The organism is Streptococcus sp. A23 (assembly GCF_043674155.1).
Taxonomy (GTDB): domain Bacteria; phylum Bacillota; class Bacilli; order Lactobacillales; family Streptococcaceae; genus Streptococcus; species Streptococcus suis_V.
The window spans coordinates 46,987-66,444 of sequence record NZ_JBIMJP010000001.1 but is presented as its reverse complement, the minus strand read 5'-3'; the positions used below and the strand labels follow the sequence as shown (position 1 = coordinate 66,444).

Annotated in this window: 22 protein-coding genes and 1 pseudogene; 8 read left to right on the top strand and 15 right to left on the bottom strand. The window is 42.9% G+C overall.

Annotated elements, in window-relative coordinates; all coding sequences use genetic code 11:
* Nucleotides 1-6 precede the first annotated feature (6 nt).
* The 3 genes from pbp2X to rsmH are packed head-to-tail and all read right to left on the bottom strand — an operon-like array spanning nt 7 to nt 3,539.
* Complete coding sequence (gene pbp2X, locus ACHBIE_RS00385; protein ID WP_394732436.1) at nt 7-2,256, bottom strand: penicillin-binding protein PBP2X; 2,250 nt, start codon at nt 2,254-2,256, stop codon at nt 7-9.
* Nucleotides 2,256-2,579 (bottom strand): cell division protein FtsL, encoded by a 324-nt coding sequence (gene ftsL / locus ACHBIE_RS00380; protein ID WP_105110874.1) that lies wholly within the window; start codon nt 2,577-2,579, stop codon nt 2,256-2,258. The genes pbp2X and ftsL overlap by 1 nt, the downstream gene beginning before the upstream one ends.
* 9 nt (nt 2,580-2,588) lie before the next feature.
* The gene (rsmH, locus tag ACHBIE_RS00375) at nt 2,589-3,539 is read right to left on the bottom strand and encodes a 16S rRNA (cytosine(1402)-N(4))-methyltransferase RsmH (RefSeq protein ID WP_394732435.1); all 951 of its coding nucleotides are present in this window, start codon (nt 3,537-3,539) and stop codon (nt 2,589-2,591) included.
* A gap of 207 nt (nt 3,540-3,746) precedes the next feature.
* On the opposite strand from rsmH, the gene ACHBIE_RS00370 reads away from it, so the two are divergent.
* The 6 genes and pseudogenes from ACHBIE_RS00370 to ACHBIE_RS00345 all read left to right on the top strand — a co-directional run.
* Nucleotides 3,747-3,935, top strand: coding sequence for a helix-turn-helix transcriptional regulator (locus ACHBIE_RS00370; protein WP_105122471.1), 189 nt, complete (start codon nt 3,747-3,749; stop codon nt 3,933-3,935).
* 15 nt (nt 3,936-3,950) lie between these two features.
* The gene (locus ACHBIE_RS00365) at nt 3,951-4,169 is read left to right on the top strand and encodes a hypothetical protein (protein WP_172021249.1); all 219 of its coding nucleotides are present in this window, start codon (nt 3,951-3,953) and stop codon (nt 4,167-4,169) included.
* Between the two features lie 11 nt (nt 4,170-4,180).
* The gene (locus ACHBIE_RS00360) at nt 4,181-5,284 is read left to right on the top strand and encodes a DUF3278 domain-containing protein (RefSeq protein WP_394732434.1); all 1,104 of its coding nucleotides are present in this window, start codon (nt 4,181-4,183) and stop codon (nt 5,282-5,284) included.
* Nucleotides 5,281-5,607, top strand: coding sequence for a hypothetical protein (locus ACHBIE_RS00355; RefSeq protein WP_394732433.1), 327 nt, complete (start codon nt 5,281-5,283; stop codon nt 5,605-5,607). Before ACHBIE_RS00360 ends, ACHBIE_RS00355 begins: the two co-directional genes overlap by 4 nt.
* Nucleotides 5,608-5,611: 4 nt before the next feature.
* Nucleotides 5,612-5,947 (top strand): hypothetical protein, encoded by a 336-nt coding sequence (locus tag ACHBIE_RS00350; protein WP_105110868.1) that lies wholly within the window; start codon nt 5,612-5,614, stop codon nt 5,945-5,947.
* Between the two features lie 238 nt (nt 5,948-6,185).
* A pseudogene (locus ACHBIE_RS00345) lies at nt 6,186-6,547 on the top strand (transposase); the annotation flags it as partial.
* A gap of 76 nt (nt 6,548-6,623) precedes the next feature.
* Here ACHBIE_RS00345 and ACHBIE_RS00340 read toward each other — a convergent pair.
* The 10 genes from ACHBIE_RS00340 to ACHBIE_RS00295 form a co-directional block, all read right to left on the bottom strand.
* Entirely contained in the window at nt 6,624-7,607 is a 984-nt protein-coding gene (locus ACHBIE_RS00340) for a rhodanese-related sulfurtransferase (protein WP_105110867.1), read from the bottom strand.
* A gap of 274 nt (nt 7,608-7,881) precedes the next feature.
* Nucleotides 7,882-8,433: an ECF-type riboflavin transporter substrate-binding protein gene (locus tag ACHBIE_RS00335; protein ID WP_172021244.1), complete on the bottom strand. Its 552-nt coding sequence runs from the start codon at nt 8,431-8,433 to the stop codon at nt 7,882-7,884.
* Between the two features lie 24 nt (nt 8,434-8,457).
* On the bottom strand, nt 8,458-9,306 hold the full coding sequence (locus tag ACHBIE_RS00330) for an S-adenosyl-l-methionine hydroxide adenosyltransferase family protein (protein WP_394732432.1): 849 nt from the start codon (nt 9,304-9,306) through the stop codon (nt 8,458-8,460).
* Nucleotides 9,307-9,455: 149 nt separating this feature from the next.
* Nucleotides 9,456-10,445: a lipoate--protein ligase gene (locus tag ACHBIE_RS00325; protein WP_172021242.1), complete on the bottom strand. Its 990-nt coding sequence runs from the start codon at nt 10,443-10,445 to the stop codon at nt 9,456-9,458.
* Between the two features lie 87 nt (nt 10,446-10,532).
* Nucleotides 10,533-11,972 carry a 6-phospho-beta-glucosidase gene (locus ACHBIE_RS00320; RefSeq protein ID WP_105138495.1) on the bottom strand — a complete coding sequence of 480 codons (1,440 nt, stop codon included), beginning with the start codon at nt 11,970-11,972 and terminating at the stop codon, nt 10,533-10,535.
* Nucleotides 11,969-12,586: a histidine phosphatase family protein gene (locus tag ACHBIE_RS00315; RefSeq protein WP_172063960.1), complete on the bottom strand. Its 618-nt coding sequence runs from the start codon at nt 12,584-12,586 to the stop codon at nt 11,969-11,971. Before ACHBIE_RS00315 ends, ACHBIE_RS00320 begins: the two co-directional genes overlap by 4 nt.
* Nucleotides 12,587-12,597: 11 nt before the next feature.
* Nucleotides 12,598-13,200, bottom strand: a complete 603-nt coding sequence (locus tag ACHBIE_RS00310) for a histidine phosphatase family protein (protein ID WP_394732431.1) — start codon at nt 13,198-13,200, stop codon at nt 12,598-12,600.
* 8 nt (nt 13,201-13,208) lie between these two features.
* Entirely contained in the window at nt 13,209-14,690 is a 1,482-nt protein-coding gene (locus tag ACHBIE_RS00305; protein ID WP_394732430.1) for a 6-phospho-beta-glucosidase, read from the bottom strand.
* A gap of 11 nt (nt 14,691-14,701) precedes the next feature.
* A complete protein-coding gene (locus ACHBIE_RS00300) occupies nt 14,702-15,085 on the bottom strand; it encodes a VOC family protein (protein WP_125266004.1) in 384 nt (127 codons plus the stop codon).
* A 46-nt stretch (nt 15,086-15,131) separates the two neighbouring features.
* On the bottom strand, nt 15,132-16,613 hold the full coding sequence (locus ACHBIE_RS00295) for a family 1 glycosylhydrolase (RefSeq protein ID WP_257104099.1): 1,482 nt from the start codon (nt 16,611-16,613) through the stop codon (nt 15,132-15,134).
* A gap of 111 nt (nt 16,614-16,724) precedes the next feature.
* On the opposite strand from ACHBIE_RS00295, the gene ACHBIE_RS00290 reads away from it, so the two are divergent.
* Nucleotides 16,725-17,639, top strand: a complete 915-nt coding sequence (locus ACHBIE_RS00290; protein WP_394732429.1) for a helix-turn-helix domain-containing protein — start codon at nt 16,725-16,727, stop codon at nt 17,637-17,639.
* A gap of 249 nt (nt 17,640-17,888) precedes the next feature.
* Nucleotides 17,889-18,218: an antibiotic biosynthesis monooxygenase gene (locus ACHBIE_RS00285; RefSeq protein ID WP_172066968.1), complete on the top strand. Its 330-nt coding sequence runs from the start codon at nt 17,889-17,891 to the stop codon at nt 18,216-18,218.
* Nucleotides 18,219-18,330: 112 nt separating this feature from the next.
* Here ACHBIE_RS00285 and ACHBIE_RS00280 read toward each other — a convergent pair whose 3' ends face one another.
* Both ACHBIE_RS00280 and ACHBIE_RS00275 read right to left on the bottom strand, forming a co-directional pair.
* A complete protein-coding gene (locus ACHBIE_RS00280; protein WP_394732428.1) occupies nt 18,331-19,173 on the bottom strand; it encodes a hypothetical protein in 843 nt (280 codons plus the stop codon).
* Nucleotides 19,174-19,284: 111 nt separating this feature from the next.
* Complete coding sequence (locus ACHBIE_RS00275; RefSeq protein WP_394732427.1) at nt 19,285-19,452, bottom strand: hypothetical protein; 168 nt, start codon at nt 19,450-19,452, stop codon at nt 19,285-19,287.
* Between the last annotated feature and the right edge of the window lie 6 nt (nt 19,453-19,458).

The following is a 19,458-nucleotide window of genomic DNA, read 5'->3' as shown; positions in this document are numbered from 1 at the left end:
TTAATTTTACTCTCCTAGTGTAATCGTTATTTTTTTGTGTTTACTGATTTTTGTACCAAACTCAATACTCTGTTCAACAACCATCGAACCTGCTCCTTCATAAGTGACTTCAAGACCTAGCCATTCTGCAAGAATATCCATATTTTCTTTTGTCAAACCATATAAATCAGGCATATCTTCTACTGAATCTGTCAGCAAGAGAATTTGCTGGTTTGAAGAAAGATTTGTTCCGACATCTACAGATACTTTCTTTATTTCGGAACCATTCCCTACAATAACTGGCTGAATTAAATAACGACGCAATTCCTCAGCAGTTGTGCCTGGGCCTTGACCAATAACATCTGGTAACTTAAATTCTGTTTCATTTTCCACAAACTGCAATGAAGGAGCAACATTATCCAAGTTTAAATTATCTTTCAATAACATAGCCTCTTTCAGTATTGGATTAAATATATCCTCCCACTCCATTCCAGTATAGGATTCTGGCTCTCTCACGGTTGCATACATAATAAATTCTGGATCCTCAGCTGGAACCATGGCTACGACTGACTGAAGGTATCGACCATCAATGTAACCCGTTCCATCTTCCTTGGCAATCTGGGCAGTACCTGATTTTACTGCCACATCATAACCATTAACCTGAATAACAGGAGACATAGTCCACTTGTTATAGAGCGTACCAAAAACTGGATCAGTCCCAACTGTGATCATGTAATCCCGTGTATCTGAAGCTGCTTTTTCAGATACAGGATGGCCAACCACTTCAGGTTTGGCAATACGCACCGAATCGGAATTTGGATCATACAAGCCTGAGATGAACTTGGGTTGCAACATGGTTCCGTCATTACCAATAGCCGAGAAGGCCCGCAACATCTGGACCTGAGTCGCTGAAATACCCTGACCGAATGAAGACATGGTAATGGTTACGATGTTGTCGCCCGGCAGGAGGCCTGCACTTTCAGACCCCATTCCAAAACGTGTCGGATAGCCAAAACGGAACTTGGCTAGGTAATCCAACCATTTCTCATTGCCCATTTTTTGTTCCAACATGATCGTCCCGACGTTACTGGATAGGGCAAATGCCTGGGCCATATTGAGGGAAACAGCAGACTCTCCCCCATTGACCGTCCAGTCGTTAACCGTTGCATCCGCAATGGTATAGCCATTATTGACAAGCATCTGATTAGGATCAAAGACATTGCTATCGATTGCTGATGCCAAGGTCATGACCTTAATGGTCGAACCTGGCTCCATAGTGGCCTGATACAGAAGGGAGTACTGGAGCAAATCTTTATCAGCTAACCCTTCTTTTGTATCCGCATCATAGCTTGGTCGTTGAGTTGTTGCTAAAATTTCCCCAGTTTTGGCTGATACCAAGGTCGCACTGGCGTATTTCCCCTTTGTCTTATCAAAGAAAATATCCATGTTGGTTTCTAGCGAACGTTGCAAATCAGCAGATAGAGTCGTATAAACATCTTGACCATTTACAGTTTCTTGTTCTACATTTTCAGTACCTGGTAAAATCCGCCCCTGGCTATCTTTCTCATAAAGTACTTTACCATCTTGACCTGCCAAAATATCATTAAGGTAGTATTCCATACCGCTCACACCCTGTAAACTATGACTACCATCCTTGTTTTCAACCGGGTTAGCCAACCCCACGAAAATTGAAGCAAAATTCCCATTTGGATACATTCGACCAGGGCTCATATTAAACTTAATGCCCTTGATGCCGGCCGCTTCCATTTCCTGACTAATGGTCATCATGGTATTGTAGGAAATATTTTTCCCCTTAGCACCAAAGTAAATGTGGCTCAATTCTGGCTGCTTCAACTGCTTGAGAGCATACTCCTCATCAATATCTAGAAGATTTTTAAAAATAGAAGCCACCTTGGAGAATTGGCTCGACTCTACATATAAAATCTCATTGGAAGCTGATACATAATTCTTATCAACGACTGCATAGACCGTATAGGTGGTCGAATCTTCTGCGATTGGGAAGCCCAGTCGATCATAGATGGTCCCACGCCTTGCTTGAACTGTTACCTCTTGCTGGTGCACACGACTAGCGGCCACTGACAAATCCACTCCGAACTTGGAGTCGGTCCCAATAATGATAGCAAAGTTGATAAGGAAAACCAAAAAGGTAAAAATACTGAGTAAAATCAGGTTCTGACCGACCCTACGCCGGTTCTGCGAAGGCCGGTAGCGTTGTTTCAATATGTACCGTAATAATTTCTTTCGTCTCGTCTGCATTATTCGGCAACCCCTACGTTATTATTGTTTAAGGTCAATCCTTCTTTTTCAGCAATTTCCATCAATCGACCCGAGCGCGTCAATTCCTGGATAGCCTGCTTAGTATCGTCAATTTCGACCTGCTTGGAGTTGATTTGCTGATTGACCCGTGCCATTTCGCCCTGCACCTGCAAGAGCTTGGTCTGGATGAAAATAACCCCAATAGCCAAGAACAGCGCTGTAAATACCAGGCTAGCATAAAAAGCCTTTTCAACGCGGTTAAAGGTTTTGATTTTTTCACTAATCAGACGCATGGTCGTTTCTCTACGTTTTTCCTGCAACATAGCTTACTCCTACTTATGCACTCTCTTTGCTACGCGCAATTTGGCTGAATGCGCACGGTTGTTACTGTCTAATTCTTCTTGACTTGGCAAGATTGGCTTTCTTATAACCAATTCAAGTGGTGCCTTCAAATCATCTGGGATAAAGGGTAAGCCTTTGGGAACATCAATTGTCGAAGCCTCTTTGAACAATTGCTTGGTTAGGCGATCCTCCAGAGAATGGAAGGTAATGACCGAAATCCGTCCTCCCACCGCCAGCAAATCGATGGCCTGCTGAATAGACTCGTCTGCCGCTCCCAACTCATCGTTGACCTCAATCCGAATGGCCTGGAAAATCTGCTTGGCAGGATGGCCCTTCTTCTTGAGTTCCTTGGCTGGTTTGGCAGATTTGATCAGCTCTGCTAACTCAGTCGTTGTTTCAATCGGCTTGACCGCACGCGCCTGTTCAATCTTACGAGCAATCTGCTTGGAAAATTTATCCTCACCATATTTAAAGAAAATCCGCACCAGGTCATGGTAGTCATAGCTATTGACCACATCATAGGCCGTCAAATGCCCTTCTCGGTTCATCCGCATGTCCAGCGGCGCATCTTGTTTATAGGAAAAGCCACGCTCTCGCTCATCCAACTGGGGACTGGAAACACCCAAATCATAGCAAATCCCATCAATCTCCGTCACACCCAGCTCAGCCAAACGCGCCCTTAGATTGCGGAAATTATCCTTGATAAAGGTAACCTGTCCCTTTTCAATATAGGGAGCCAAGCGGATTTGGGCATGGTCAATGGCCGTCTGATCCTGGTCAAAGGCATAGAGATGCCCACCATCTGTCAACTGACTAAGCAGGTACTCACTATGACCTGCTCCCCCCAGCGTTGCATCTACATAAATTCCATTTGGTTTGATGTCTAACATATCGACTGTCTCATGCAAGAGAACAGTTGTGTGATTAAATTCCTTGCTCATATCTTATCTATTGTACCATAAAATCAGCTTAAACCATGTTGCAAACTTTTTACAAAAAATATGTCAATTATAGTTGACATATTTTTAATATTTTCTTATAATAACATTAGGAACCGTGTCAGATATATTTGACAAAAATAGAGGAGACGTCCTCAAAAAATTTTATACAGAGATGTCGCATATATGTGACATAAGATAGGAGGTCATATGAATCGTGTCAAATCCTTCCGAACGGAACTCGGTCTGTCCCAGCTAGAATTAGCCAAGGCTATCGGAGTCTCACGTCAAACCATTAACATGATTGAAAATGACAAATACAACCCCTCGCTGGACCTCTGCATCAACCTAGCCAAGATCCTACAGACCGACCTCAACAGCCTTTTTTGGATTGATTAAAGAAAGGAGAATACTATGAAAAACAAAAGAACTATCGTACGCTCTAGCCTCTCAACCATTCTCTTCCTTCTTCTGATGGCCATTTGGAATATCGCTGATTATAGCTTGGACCATTTCCTTGCTCAAGCAAGTAAACCGACCAGTTGGCTTCAGGTTGCCATTATGGGATTGGTCTACTTCCTAGCGACTCATCACATCACACCCTACCTCATCAAACGGTATAATCTCAACTAAGGAGACAGGCTATGAACAAGGAAACTTTTCAAAACAAGCTCATCAAACGATTTTACGGCATCGCAGGTCCGCTGGATGAATTTCGCCGCAAAGAGGCCATGAGATTGGGCAATATGGCCTTCATCTTCCTCTTCATCGGACTCCTGTTTACTCTTCTTCTGGCTCTCTCCTTGTCCGAACGATTTCCGGAGCAGGTTGGCTACGGCTACCCAGTCTTTTTAGAAATCATCTTGCTAGGACTTCAGAGCTATCTGGCTCTCCAAAGCTATCGCAGCCAGCTGACTGCACTAGATAGGGAGGATTTGTCGGAGAAAGAGGTACGTGGCCTCAAGTGGGCTAGTGTGAAATTCGCTGTATATTTCACTCTGGTCATGTATCTCTGGAATGCCTTTTTCGGGGCCTGGATGGACAAAGACATGGACTTCATAACCAATCTGACCACTCCTCGCTTTTTCTTCGCAGCTTGTTTAGGCGGTATCTTCGTGGGGATTGTGACTCACATTCAGTTAGTTTATCGCCAGAAACAGGCTCAAAATCTGACTAGTAGCTCTGCTATTTCCAAAAAAGAAAAACCCTGGATGACCAAGCTCATCAAACATTTCTACGGTGTGCGAGGTCCCTTGGATGAATGCCGGCGGGAACAGGCTGATGAAATTGGCGGTCTTGCTTTTGTCTATCTAAGCTGGTTTCTTTTGATAAGCAATGCTGTCGCTTTTATGCTAGCTGTTCGCTATACAACCGAGGTTGCAACCTGGTATCCTATCCTGCTCGGTGCCATTCTCTTTATTCTCATCGCTGTGCTCAGTGTCCAGATGCTCAACCGTGATTTTGGTCAATTCGACCCTGAAGAAATCAGTCCAGAGGAGCAAGCCCGACCCTATCGCCACCCCTTGCGTTGGGGAATTGGTGTCAGCCTATTCAGCTTGATTTTTTCTAGTGTCTCAGACTTGTTTGACAGCAATGGTCCTGTCCTCGAAACTCTCTTCCAACCTAAAAACCTCTTCTACGCTGGTTTTATGGGACTATTTGCAAGCATTGTCATCTCTGCTACCAACTATGTCAAACGACTGGAAGACCAAGAAAACCAACGGAAAATGGAGAGGAGGAAAAAATGAAGAATCACCTATCAACTAAACGACAGTCCATTCTATACTGCATCATTTATATCTTCGTTACCAGCATTTGCCTGGTCTCCTATTGGGCCCCAGAGCCCTTTGCCTCTCCTAGCCTCCTCACCGTCCCTATCACCATTAGCCTGCGTGTGTCACCTAGTCAAGAAGATATTGCCTACTACCTCCTCCAAATCGCCGTCGCTCTGCTAGCCTTGCTTCTGGTATTTGGTATTGGGGTCTGGCTAGAAAAGGTCAAGCCAATCGGACTCCTGTTCCTATTGGCAATGGGACTCTACCTCGTCTACCTTATTACCAAAAAGGAGTAGACACATGAAATCGAAAACACCCCTCCTTCTCTTCGCCATAGGCTACCTGACCATTACTGGTCTGCTCATTGATGGCTTTCTGACCAATCAGCCCAAACCCATGATAATATTGTTCATCCTGTCTATTCCTATCTTTACTCTCCATTTAGTGGAGACCAAGTCCACAGTGGGGCAGGTTCTATACAGACACAACAGTATTCTTCGTCTTATCGCTGCATTGGGAATCCTTTTAACCCTGGCAGTGGGCTATGCTACGGGGCATGTTGACCTGCTACTGCTCCTAGCTTCCCTGGTCTGGTTACTACTACTTTTACTGCCGTCAATTTTCAAAAGAACCTAGTTCGAGATGTACAAGCTCGAACTTTTTCTTTGTCTTCGGACAATTATTTCTTATACTTAACAAAAATCAAAAATAGTGGCTTAATGGTATTATGACAAACAAACTCACCCCCACTCAAGTTCACGAATTAAAACAAGCCCTCAGAGACAAGACAAATGCTCCACATCACAGAAAAATTCAGGCTCTCATTCTTTACTCAGAAAACCAGAACCTAACAGCTAGCGTAAAATCAGTGGGCTTTGTCCATTTAGCATGTGGTTGTAATAGTAATTGGATGAATGAATTTCTACACCAATTGTCAGAAGCTTATCAGATGACTACATTATTCTAGTCATGGACAATGCTGTCTGGCATAAATCTCAGACATTGAATATCCCTGAGAATATAGAATTTACCTTTATTCCACCTTACACACCAGAGATGAACCCTATTGAGCAAGTCTGGGCCGAAACCCGCAAACGTGGTTTCAAGAATAAGATATTTAGAAGCTTGAATGAGGTTATTGATAAACTTCAAGAGGTTATTCAAAACCTATCTCCTTCCCAACTCAAATCAATTGTACGTAGAGATTGGAGGTTGGCTATTTTTGAATTTAGTTGAGTATGAGTATTAAGTGTAAGGTTCCAGAAAATGGCAGAAAAAAGGAGCTCGGATTTCTCCAAACTCCTACATATAATTAAGCATGCACTGGTGCCAAGCTCTCACCAATTACCTCCAAACGTGCTGCCCATTCTTCGCGGGTCAAGCCGTTTTCAGAGATGTAACGGTTGCGCTCATGGGCACGGCATTCTGCAGAACATCCACGAACATACTTGTGCTCATTTTCTTCTGACATGAGCGTGCGGCGGTTACAGAATGGGTTACCACAGTTGACATAGCGTTCACATGGTGTGCCATCAAACCAGTCCTTACCAACAACAACTGGGTCTACATGGTTGACATCAACTGCAATACGCTCGTCAAATACGTACATCTTACCATCCCACAATTCGCCACGAACCTCTGGATCCTTACCATAGGTTGCGATACCACCGTGGAGCTGACCGACATCCTTGTAGCCTTCGCGGACCATCCAGCCAGAGAATTTCTCACAGCGGACGCCACCTGTACAGTAAACCACGACACGCTTATCCATAAATTTTTCCTTGTTGTCGCGGACCCATTGTGGCAATTCACGGAAGTTGCGAATGTCAGGACGGATTGCGCCACGGAAATGACCTAGGTCATACTCATAGTCGTTACGGGTATCCAAAACAACGGTATCTTCGTCCAGAAGCGCCTCTTTGAATTCTTTTGGTGACAAGTAAGCACCTGTTGTTTCAAGCGGGTCAATATCACTATCGAAGTTATTGTCTTCTAGACCCAAATGTACGATTTCTTTCTTATAGCGAACGTGCATTTTCTTGAATGCTTGTTCATTTTCTTCATCAATTTTAAACCAAAGGTCGCTGAAAAGCGGGTTAGCATGGACATAATCCATGTACTTTTGAGTTGTTTCATAGTCACCAGAAACAGTACCATTGATGCCCTCATCAGCAATCAAGATACGACCCTTGAGACCAATCGATTTACAGAATTCCAAGTGCTCAGCTGCATAAGCTTCCGCATTTTCGATTGGAACATATTTATAATATAGCAATACGCGAATGTCTTTTGACATGGTGTGATTCTCCTTTAATCTTTGCAATAGATTAGCGCTAATCAAGCGATTTGACCAGCTCGAAGCTCTGCTATTTTTCAATAACACAGTCTGTAAAATTATACCCCGAATCCGGCAGAAATACAAAAATCTTGATTTGAACTATTGGTCTGACAATTCTTCCCTCAATGCCTGCAATTTCCCAAGCTGCTCCGATGGTAGGACTATTTGCATGTTATTATGATTTGAAGCTATAACAGAAAAATACCTGAGAATCTCTTCTCAGGCACATTTCTTAATCTTTTGACAAACTTCCAGTTTGAGTTTGTGATTTGGTATAAACGGCCACCAAAATTGTTCCTGCGATAGCCACTGTCAGGCCATTCACAATACCAGCAACCAAGCCTTGCGCAAAAACCTTATTTACAGGCTCGCTATAAACCAGGATATCCAAAACAGGTGCAACTACTCCCCAAGCTACTACGTTAGCAATAATTTGGAAAATGTTGAAGGAAAGAATATCTTTTTTCTCGAAAATTCCCTCTTGGACACGAAGACGATTTTTGGCAAAACCAAGCACTAAACCAAATACACCTGATGCCAAAACCCATGACCACCATGGTGAACCATACTGCAATGAATCCTTGAAAGCATGACCGATAAAGCCGACCAAGAAACCAACAACTGGACCAAAGATAACAGAAAAGAGGGATTGGACAGCATACTGAAGCTGAATCGAAGTATTTGGTACAACAAGTGTCGGAATGCTGATTAAAATCCCAATTACCACAAAGAGGGCTGCACCAATACCGGTTGCGACAACTGTTTTGATAGAATTATTTTTCATCCTAAATCTCCTTAAAAAATATGTTTAGTTAACAATGCGTTTGATTTCAATATGCCAGTTTTGACCGACGCCAACGTTGTAGGCCTTGGCAAATGAACCCTGGTTGATAGCAAGACCAACACGGTAGAGGGAATTGATATACAAGAGTGGCTGACCAATGCGGACATCCGCAAAGGACTTGCCATAGGTCACTTGGTTTTGGTAGACCAGCATATCGTTGTTGTAAATGGTCACCTCAAAGCGGTCTTCAAACTGCGGGATGAGGGTATAGAACTCCTCACGGGTAATCGAGGTCCAGAGAGAACCGAAGCGAACATCGAGAATGTCGATGGCGCCCTTGACAAAGTCTTGTCCAAGTTCTGTTGGAACGGTTGGAATTTCAACAACGTCTTCTACTCGCAGTTCTGGCCCCACTTCTTCAAAAGTGATATGCCCAGATGCCAACTTAGCACCGGTATAAGCATAGACATCGCGACCATGGAAAGTATAGGAATGCTCTGTATTAGCTCTGCGATTGGCCACTTCAGAAATCTCGCGTACTGCCTTGATACCAACGTGCTTCTTGATGAAAGACAGAGTACCGTTGTCAGGGGTAACGATATAATGATTTTGCTCGGTCAATGCCACCACGCTCTTACGCTTGGAGCCAACACCTGGATCAACAACCGATACAAAAGTAGTGCCTTCTGGCCAGTATTCCACTGTCTGGAAGAGGCGGTAAGAGCCCTCAAAAATATTGTAAGGGGTGATATCGTGGGTCAAATTGTGAACCACAAGGTCACGTGATTCCTGGAGGGCTACACCAATCATGGCTGAAACCGCTCCGTCAACAAGACCAAAATCCGATTGTAAAACAAGTAAATTATTAGACATAAGTTCTCCCAAATTTGATACTGTTCTAGGATAACAAAAAACGCTTCAAGAATCCAATAGGTAATTTCTAAGCTCTGTTATAAGTTTTAACTATAACAAGAAAAGGAGCCTGAGTGTCTGATTAAAAATACACCCAAGTTCCTTATTCCTTAGGCTACAATAGCCTTAGCCACTTCTTCTGTCGTCATGCGTGAGAAGTAATGCGTGGTATCGATTTCTTGCAACTTGGCAAGGACGTCCGCATATTCGTAGCGTGTACCAATCAGCAATTTCTCAATATCCGAAACATCTCCGATACCAAAGAAGTCACCATAAATCTTGATATTTTCGATAACAGATCTCTCCGTTTTCACATAGGTTGTGATTTTACCTGCTGGGTAGCGAACGTTGCGCTCCACAGTGTACTCAGGCGTTTGACCGAAATTCCAGTCCCAAGTACCAAATTGGGTATCATGGATTTCTTGGATACGAGCCAAGTCCTCGTCAGTCAGGACATACTCGTCCATATCTGGATATTCCTTCTTCATTTGGTTAAGGATGGCATCCTTGAACTCCAGAACAGTCATTTTTTCTGGTAATTCATCATTGATATTGGTCACACGCGCACGGACAGATTTAACCCCTTTAGACTCAATCTTGTCCTTGGAAACTTTGAGCGCATTGGCAAGGACGGTCATATCCACGTCAAAGAGGAGACAGCCGTGGTGCATCATACGACCTTTAGCATAGGCTTGGGCATTTCCACAGATTTTCTTCCCATCAATCTCAAGGTCGTTACGTCCTGTGAAATTAGCCTCAACACCCAGAGTTGCCAGCGTGTCAATCACAGGTTTGGAGAAGGTTTTGAAGTCAAAAGCACCTTCTTCAGACTTATTGGAAATAATGGTGTAGTTGAGGTTGTTGAGGTCGTGGTAAACCGCGCCACCACCTGACAAACGACGAACAACATGAATGCCGTTTTCATCTGTGTACTCTTTGTTAATTTCTTGAATAGCATTCTGATGCTTACCGATGATAATGGCAGGCTCATTGATCCAGAGAATAAAGATTTCATCAATATCGGTCAATTCCTTGAAGGCATAGGCTTCGAGAGCGATATTATAAGCAGGATTGTTACTGTTATTTACAATGTATTTCATGCTAGACTCCTTGATTTTATAAATTGTTAACCACCTTTTATTATATTGGAAACTATAACAAAAAACAAGCACGAGGCTTGTTTTATATTAATCAATATCGGCACCGTTGCTGGCGATAACCTTCTTGTACCAGTCGAATGATTTTTTCTTAGAACGCTTGAGTGTTCCATTACCTTCATTGTCACGATCTACGTATATAAAGCCGTAGCGTTTTTTCATTTCACCGGTACCTGCAGACACCAGGTCAATACAGCCCCAAGTTGTGTAGCCCAGCAATTCTACGCCATCCTCAACAATGGCATCACGCATGGCTTCAACGTGCTTGCGGAGGTAATCAATCCGGTAGTCGTCTGCCACATAGCCGTTTTCATCCGGCGTATCGACAGCGCCCAGACCATTTTCAACAACGAACATTGGCTTCTGATAGCGATCCCAGATAGAGTTGATCGTGATACGGAAGCCAAGTGGGTCAATCTGCCAGCCCCACTCTGAGGCATCCAGATATGGGTTTTTGATAGAGGCAAAGATGTTACCAGCTGTCTTTTCATTGACTTCTGGGTCACCAGATGCCACACGGCTTGAATAATAAGAGAAGGAAATGAAATCAACTGTATACTCTTTCAAAAGGGTCAAATCTTCCTCTGTCATCACGATATTCAAGTTTTCGCGTTCAAAATGCTTCTTGGCATAATTTGGGTATTCCCCACGCGCTTGTACATCAATGAAGAAATAATTTTCACGGTCCTGGTTGATAGCCGCCCAGACATCGCGCGGATGACAAGTATTTGGATAATATTGACCCGCCGCCAACATACAGCCGACCTTGTTTTCTGGGTCGATTTCATGGGCAAGCTTGGTCGCAATAGCTGAAGCCACTAACTCATGGTGGGCCGCTTGGTATTTGACCTCTTCTACATTTTCACCTTCTTCAAAGTAAAGTCCTGCACCCATAAATGGCGCATGAAGAATCATGTTGATTTCATTAAAGGTCAACCAATATTTAACCAAGCCCTTATAGCGAGTGAAGAGAGTCCGGCAAAGACGCTCGTAGAATTCCAGCATCTTGCGATTGCGCCAGCCACCATAGTGCTCAATCAAATGCATCGGACAATCAAAGTGGGTAATGGTCACCAAAGGCTCAATCCCGTATTTGTGACATTCCTTAAAGAGGTCTTCGTAGAATTGCAGGCCTTTTTCATTTGGCTCTAACTCATCTCCCTTAGGGAAAATCCGTGTCCAAGCGATAGAAAGACGATAAGTCTTAAAGCCCATTTCACCAAAGAGAGCAATATCTTCCTTGAAATGATGGTACATGTCGATAGACTCTTTAGCCGGATAGAAATAACCATCCTCAAAGTCAAACATTTTTTTGCGACCTGTGATAATTGGTCCACGGTCTTCGCCAATCGGCACGACATCGACGTTGGCAAGACCACGTCCGTCTACATCGTAAGCTCCTTCACATTGGTTGGCTGCTGTTGCACCACCCCATAAAAATCCTTTTGGAAATACTTTTGTTACTGTCATTTTTTCTCCTTTTCCTTTCCTTCTTTTTGATAGAGAGTTTCTTTATTAACGGGATCCACAATGCTTTGCAAATCGTAGTGACCGTCTTCATAAGTAAAAGTCAGTATGGCACAATTCCGCATCCGCACTCGCGGAAAATCTGTCAATACCTGTCTGAAAAATTGGGCGATGGCGGCTCCATGGCTAACTACTAAAACGGATTGATTGTCCGCTTCTTCCATAATGCCTCCAATGGTTTCTTCCATACGCTTTCGGACATCTCGATAGGATTCGCCTCCAAAGGTGACAAAATAATCACCGTAGCCAATGTCTCCCTGTAAGGGAGGATTGAGGTATTCCTGTTGACCCTCGAAGGCTCCGAAATCCTGTTCTTTCAACCCTTTCAAGCGGACATAGTCCGTCCTCCCTGTAACCAATTCTGCCGTATCACAGGCCCGTTCTTGAGTGGAAGAATAAATCTTATCAAAAGAGATAGACTGCTCTTGAAAATACCGACCAGCAGCCCGTACTTGTTCCTTTCCTTCATCTGTCAGAGGAGAATCGCAAGCACCTTGAATCCGTCCTTGGAGGTTGAACCGCGTCTGTCCATGACGCATCAAGTAAAGATAGTTCATACTAAACCTCCTTACTTGAAGTCATAAACCTTAAAATCATGTGCGGAATCAATCAGTTTTTCAAATCGTATTTGCCCATTTTCAACAGTCAGCTGGCAAATGGCACAGTTGGGCAGGAAGACGCCTGGTGGAAAGGTAACCTCCAAAACCTGCACCAATCCCCAAATGGCTGCACCATGACTGACCATGAGGATTGGATCAGCTGGATCGTTTTCCGCGACAGAGAGAATCGCTTCTTTGACACGACTTCCAACTGCTCGAATGTCCTCTCCTCCAAATGGAACCAAGAGGTCTTCGAAAGAGCGAGCTCCTGGACGATGCTTGGGTAGCAACTCTTCTTCTCTGGCTTCGAAAATCCCGAAGTTCATCTCCTTGAGCCCCTTGAGCTGTTGGTAGGGAGCATCCGTGACTAATTTTAGTGTATCAGTAGCCCTCTCTTGCGTGGAAGAATAGGCTCTGGTAAAGACGATTCCCTGCTCCTTAAAATACTGACCAACGGCTTGGGCCTGAGCGATACCACGTTCTGTCAAGGGAGAATCCGACCAACCCTGCACTCGTTTTTGCGTATTAAAGAGGGTTTCACCATGACGCATGAGATAAATCGTTTTTGTCATAAGACCTCCTATTTTTCTGTCAATACATTGGCTCCATTGCTGGCAATGACATCTTTATACCAGTAGAATGATGCCTTCCGTGAACGGTCAAAACTGCCGTTGCCTTGATCATCTGCATCAACGTAGATAAAGCCATAGCGTTTAGACATTTCACTCGTTGAAGCAGAAACTAAGTCAATACATCCCCAAGGTGTATAACCCATAAGCTCCACACCATCTTCAATGGCTTCATACATTTGTTGAATATGTCGTTCCAAATAGTCAATCCGATATGGATCATGAATAGCTCCATCTTCTTCAACAGTATCCAAAGCACCCAATCCATTCTCTACAATGAAAAGTGGAATTTGATAGCGATCATATAGCTTATTCAGCGTCACACGCAACCCAACTGGGTCAATTTGCCAGCCCCAATCAGAAGCTTCTAAATAGGGATTTGCTTCTCCCAAAATCAAGTTACCTGCAGTTGATTTTTGCTCTGGTGTTAGGTTATTTGGATGCCGTGTAACAGAAGTCATATAATAGGAGAAACTCATGAAATCGACTGGATATTGTTTCAAAATCGCCTCATCGCCTGGTTCAAACTGTACTTGAATATTGTTTTCCTTAAAGAAACGCTTCATATAGCGTGGATAAGCCCCACGTACTTGCACATCAGAATAAAAGAGATTGCTCTGATCTTTTTGAATAGCATGCATCACATCATCAGGATGACAGGTTGCCGGATAAGCCTCCATTCGCGCCAGCATACAACCAACCTTATTCTCTGGATCAATCTCATGGGCTACTTTAGTTGCTAAACTTGAAGCAATAAACTGATGATGGACTGCTTGATACATCTCATCTAAATGCAGTTGACCATCTTCAAATAATAAGCCTCCTGACAAGTAACCAGTCATACCAAGGATATTGATTTCGTTGAAAGTTAGCCAATATTTAACCTTTCCCTTGTAACGATTGAAAACTGTTTCAGCATAGTGAACAAAGAAATCAATCACTTTACGATTTTTCCAACCACCATATTCTGTAACTAAATGAATTGGAAACTCATAGTGGGACAATGTGACCAAAGGTTCGATGCCATATTTATTCAACTCATCAAAGACAGCATCGTAAAATGCTAGTCCCTCCTCATTTGGTTCACGTTCATCACCTTTCGGAAAAATTCGTGACCAAGAAATTGACAAACGGAAAGTTTTGAAACCCATCTCTGCAAATAAAGAGATGTCTTCTTTGTAGCGATGATAGAAATCTGAACCCCATCGTTTTGGATATAGTCCTTCCGTATCGTTAAGCGCAAAATCCAACTTTTCACGCGTCATTGGGCTGGTAAACTCACTTCCCATACTTTTGCGTTCTTCTGGTGCCACTGCACGCGAAGTATCCGAAGTTGCAGGACCACGACCACCTAAATCCCAACCACCTTCGTATTGATTGGCTGCTGTTGCACCACCCCACAGAAAACCTTCTGGAAATTGTTTTTTTGACATTGTTTACCTCCTTATAATGTTAATTCTATTTGAATATCATCAAAACCTAACACACACGATTCGTAGTAGCCATCGCCAGTTACCCGTGGTCCACTAAGAATGGGATAACCATCCTGCTGAAGTCTTGCTGTTAAGTTATCCACCGCTTCTTTGCTCCCTAAACTAAAAGCGAGGTGAATGAGACCTAGGTGATTGAGTTGGCTTGGCTTATCTATCACATCATCTCTTGTCATAATTTCAAGACGTGCTCCATGTTCAAATGTCAGGAAATACGATTTGAAACTCGTTTTTTTATTATGATAAAGCTGATTCGACTCTGCGCCAAAATAAGATTCAAAAAAGATACGCAAGCCATCTAAATCTTGAGTATAAATGGCAAGGTGTTCTATTTTCACGAAATTTTCAACCTTTCTTCAAGAAAAACGGCACATTGCCGTTTTCCTATTCTACATCTTCACCATTGCTGGCAATGACTTTCTTGTACCAGTAGAATGAATCTTTTGGTGTTCTAGCAAGTGTCCCATTTCCAGCGTCATCCATATCAACGTAGATAAAGCCGTAGCGTTTCCGCATTTCACCTGTTCCTGCTGATACTAGGTCAATACAGCCCCAAGTCGTATAGCCAATCAAATCAACACCATTGGCAATGGCATCTGCCATAGCATTGACATGGGCACGATGGTAGTCAATACGGTAATCATCGTGAATAGAGCCATCTTCTTCAACTGTATCCAAAGCTCCCAAACCATTTTCTACAATCATCATCGGAATTTCATAGCGGTCGTAGATTTTCTCAAGGTAGTATTGAAGTCCTGTCGGATCTTGAGCCCAACCCCAGTCTGAATAGGTCAAGTAAGGGTTCTTGGCACCGATTGAGAAGTTGCCTGAAACCGTGTCTTCCACTTTATGAGTGGTCACAACTGTTGACATGTAATAAGAGAAGGTATACATATCCACCTTGCCTTCAGCAAGGATTTCTAGGTCTCCCTCTTCCATTTGCAATTCCACATTGTGTTCCTTCCACAATCTGTTTGCATAGGAACCATAGCGACCTTTGGCTTGAACATCACTACAATAGAAAATATTCTGTTCCCATTTGTGTTGATTTTCTAAAATATCCGCAGGGTCACAGGTTCCTGGGTAGAAAGTGATGCCACAAATCATGTTTCCGAATCGATAGTTCGGATCAATTTGATGTCCTAATTTTACAGCCTTGGCAGAGGCAACAAACTGGTGATGTAAGTGTTGGTAGGCATCTTGGTAATCAGAATCCGTTGGTTCACTAAACATATCCAAAAACATGATAGTGTTGTTAATCTCGTTGAAGGTAATCCAATATTTCACCAACCCCTTATATTCATTAAAAATTGTCTCAGCATAGCGGACATAGAAATCAATCAACTTACGATTGGTCCAACCACCATAGCGTTGCTCCAAGCTCAAAGGTGTATCGAAGTGCCAAATGGAAACCAATGGCTCAATACCATATTTGCGGCATTCTTCAAAGACAGAACGATAGAAATCAAGACCTGCTTGGTTTGGCTCTGCATCATCACCGTTTGGGAAAATCCGTGCCCATGAAATTGACAAGCGGAAAACGGAGTAACCCATTTCTGCGAAGAGCTTGATATCTTCTTTATAGCGGTGGTAGAAGTCCACAGCCTTGTGGTTTGGATAATAGTGGTCTTCTAGGACGGCATAGGTCGCCCCTTCTGGCAGATGACCGCCAGCATGCCCCATAGAAGCATATTTACCTGGCTTGCCGTCCTTATCAATGTAGGTTGTATAGCGGGGGCTGTTGACAGTTCCTCCTGTTGTAACGTCTGTCTGGACTAAACCGCGTCCGTCCACATTATAGGCACCTTCCGCCTGGTTGGCTGCGATAGCTCCTCCCCAGAGGAAATTTTTTGGAAATCGTGACATGTTCCTTCTCCCTTATCTTTTTTCTAACAAATATAGTATAAACAGATTTGAAACCCTTTTCTTCTCAAATAATATGCTATAATGATACTATCCTACGAATAGGAGGAATATATGCAACCGCCATTAACGGATAAACAGTTTAAGCACACCATTGACTACGATAGTCGTTTGTTACCCTACAAGTATTACCATACCTGTGTCATGGATGGTATTCCTGACATTCTCTTTCATTGGCACAATGAATTTGAAATCAACTATGTTTACGGAGGGACGGCCCGTTACCATATCGACTATGATTATTTCAATAGTCAAGCTGGTGATATTATCCTGATTCGACCCAATGCTGCGCATTCCATCCATCCGATTGAGCAACGGGGGCATGAAACGGATACCCTTCTCTTTCACTTGGATATGCTGGGGGCATCTCACCTGGATCAGACCAGTATGCTCTACCTGCAACCCTTACAGACAGATGTTTTCAAGTGTATTCCACGCATCCAGCCCCAAGACCCTGGCTACACAGAAATTAGACAATGCCTGCTCACCATTTTTGAGTTGGTCAGACACCAGCCACCTTACTTTGAGCTACCTCTCAAGAGCCGACTCTTTGACTTCTTCTACCTGCTCTACCGCTACCGCTACATCGTCCGAAAAAATACCGATGATATGTATCGGAAAAATGAAAAACTGCGGTTGTTGATTGAATACATCCAACACCATTATGCAGAAAATCTCACCATCGAGCAGCTAGCAGAGCAAATGGGCTATACAAAAACCCATTTTATGACAATCTTCAAGCAACAAACAGGAACTTCCTGTATGGAATTTATCATCCAAGTTCGATTGCGGGCAGCCACCGAGCTCCTGACAAACACTCTCAAACCTGTGCTTGAAATTGCGACCGAAGTTGGCTTTAATAATTTATCCAATTTCAACCGCCAGTTCAAACAATACTACCATACCACCCCTAGCAGCTATCGCAAACAATTGCGGAAGAATAGGACCTATACTAATTTTGATAAATAATAGAAAGGACTAGGGCCTCCATATTTGGTTGAACTAAATACGGGCTACGGACTGTGATAAAAAGATAAACGAGAACTCGACGCTTGCATCGTCGTTCTGTTTCCTACGTCATTTAGTTTTTCTTTTATTACTTCGTTAATTCGCTTTGCCGTACTTCAGTACTGCCTGCAGCTCATTGCCTAGTACTAAAAGTAAACTAAAAGACTATATTTTGTCAGTGTCCGCTTAGCGCCCTCTATATCTTATACTATGATCACCATGCACCTCTACTACACTGGACCAGCTAGCAATGCGCGTGCTTTCGCTCAGGAAATGGAAGCTAGTGGCATTGCTGACCGCATTCGCCAGCAGGCTGGGAATACACATTATCAATACTTTGCACCGCTCGATGATCCCCATTCCATCCTCTTGGTCGATAGTTGGACGGACCAAACCGCCTTAGATATCCACCATGCTTCCCCAATGATGCAGGAGATCTTAGACTTGCGAAGCAAGTACCAGCTGACTGTCACCGCTGAACGCTATCAGAGTGATGAGGCGGGCATTCCTGAGCGAGATAAGGATTTTCTTCATTGCTAAACAAGATTCAAAAAAGTGATTGGCACTGCCAACCACTTTATTTTTTATTTGACCGTTGTCAACACCTTGTGTTGCTTTTTACTTTTATATTTTTTAATACATCAAAAATAAACTATTCATTAACCTTCAAACCATCCAATGGTTGACTGAACCAGCGACCGTTCAACACATTGTCAATTAAAACTTGTTTTTTATCTGCAGATAAAGTGCTATCTGCTCGAAGGTTCACGACAATATCCTCAGCAGTTTGTGAATCTTCACCCAATTCAATTTCTGCATTTTCTAGACTAGCGTCAAACTTCATCACTTGATTCCCACCTGCTATCCACTTTTTCCATTGTGGTAAATCTTTTCCATTAGGACTACCATTTGCGATGAATTCTTTCAAATATGCTTTAAACTGTTGAATTAATTGCTTGCTACCGTCGGCTTCAAAATCCTCACCAATAAATGTTGCATAATTTGATGGTTGTTGAAGCAAGGGTTCAAATACTCCATGAAACGCACCCAACAACTGAGCTGTTTTTGGAGTAGTCTCTGCATTATCTCCATAAGAAATTTCTCCAATGTATATTGGTAATTTATATGTTCCTTGCAATTTTCTAGCACTATTTACAGTGTTAGACAGACGATACAGAGCACTACCATATGATTCAGTAAATATAAATTCTTTTAATTTGTCAGCATCTGAAAATAGACTGCCATCTGTCACAGAATTTGCAAAATAGGGATCGAAAGCTGTGAATAAAGAAAATTCACTAGTTCCTGTTATTAAAAGTAGAGGCACATCATTATAATTTGAAGTATCAAATCCTTCCTTCGGAATGACTACCCCATCTTTATACAGGTGCGGAAAGACAGACATACGAATACCAGCATTTCCCATCAACGAAGCCAAACGCTCCGCAGGAAGTCCATAAAGATAATCAGCTACTTGAGGATCGTTAGATAACAACCATTCTTTTTCTTCAAGCTCTGTGGACTTTACCCCGTCTTCTACTACTAATGGAGCTAGTGCAGTTGCAAAAATATCTTCATCATCTTCACCAATGGAAATTTCACATTCCTATTGTTTCATAAGTGCTAGAGAACGAATGACCTCACGTTGGGTATGACCATTGCCATCACGAAAAGCGTGAAAATAATATAGATTGTCCAAAATATCTACCAAGCTCTTGCAAATCTCTGACCGGCTACTGGCTTCTTCAATATGATGGCGAATTAAACGGTTCAAATACTC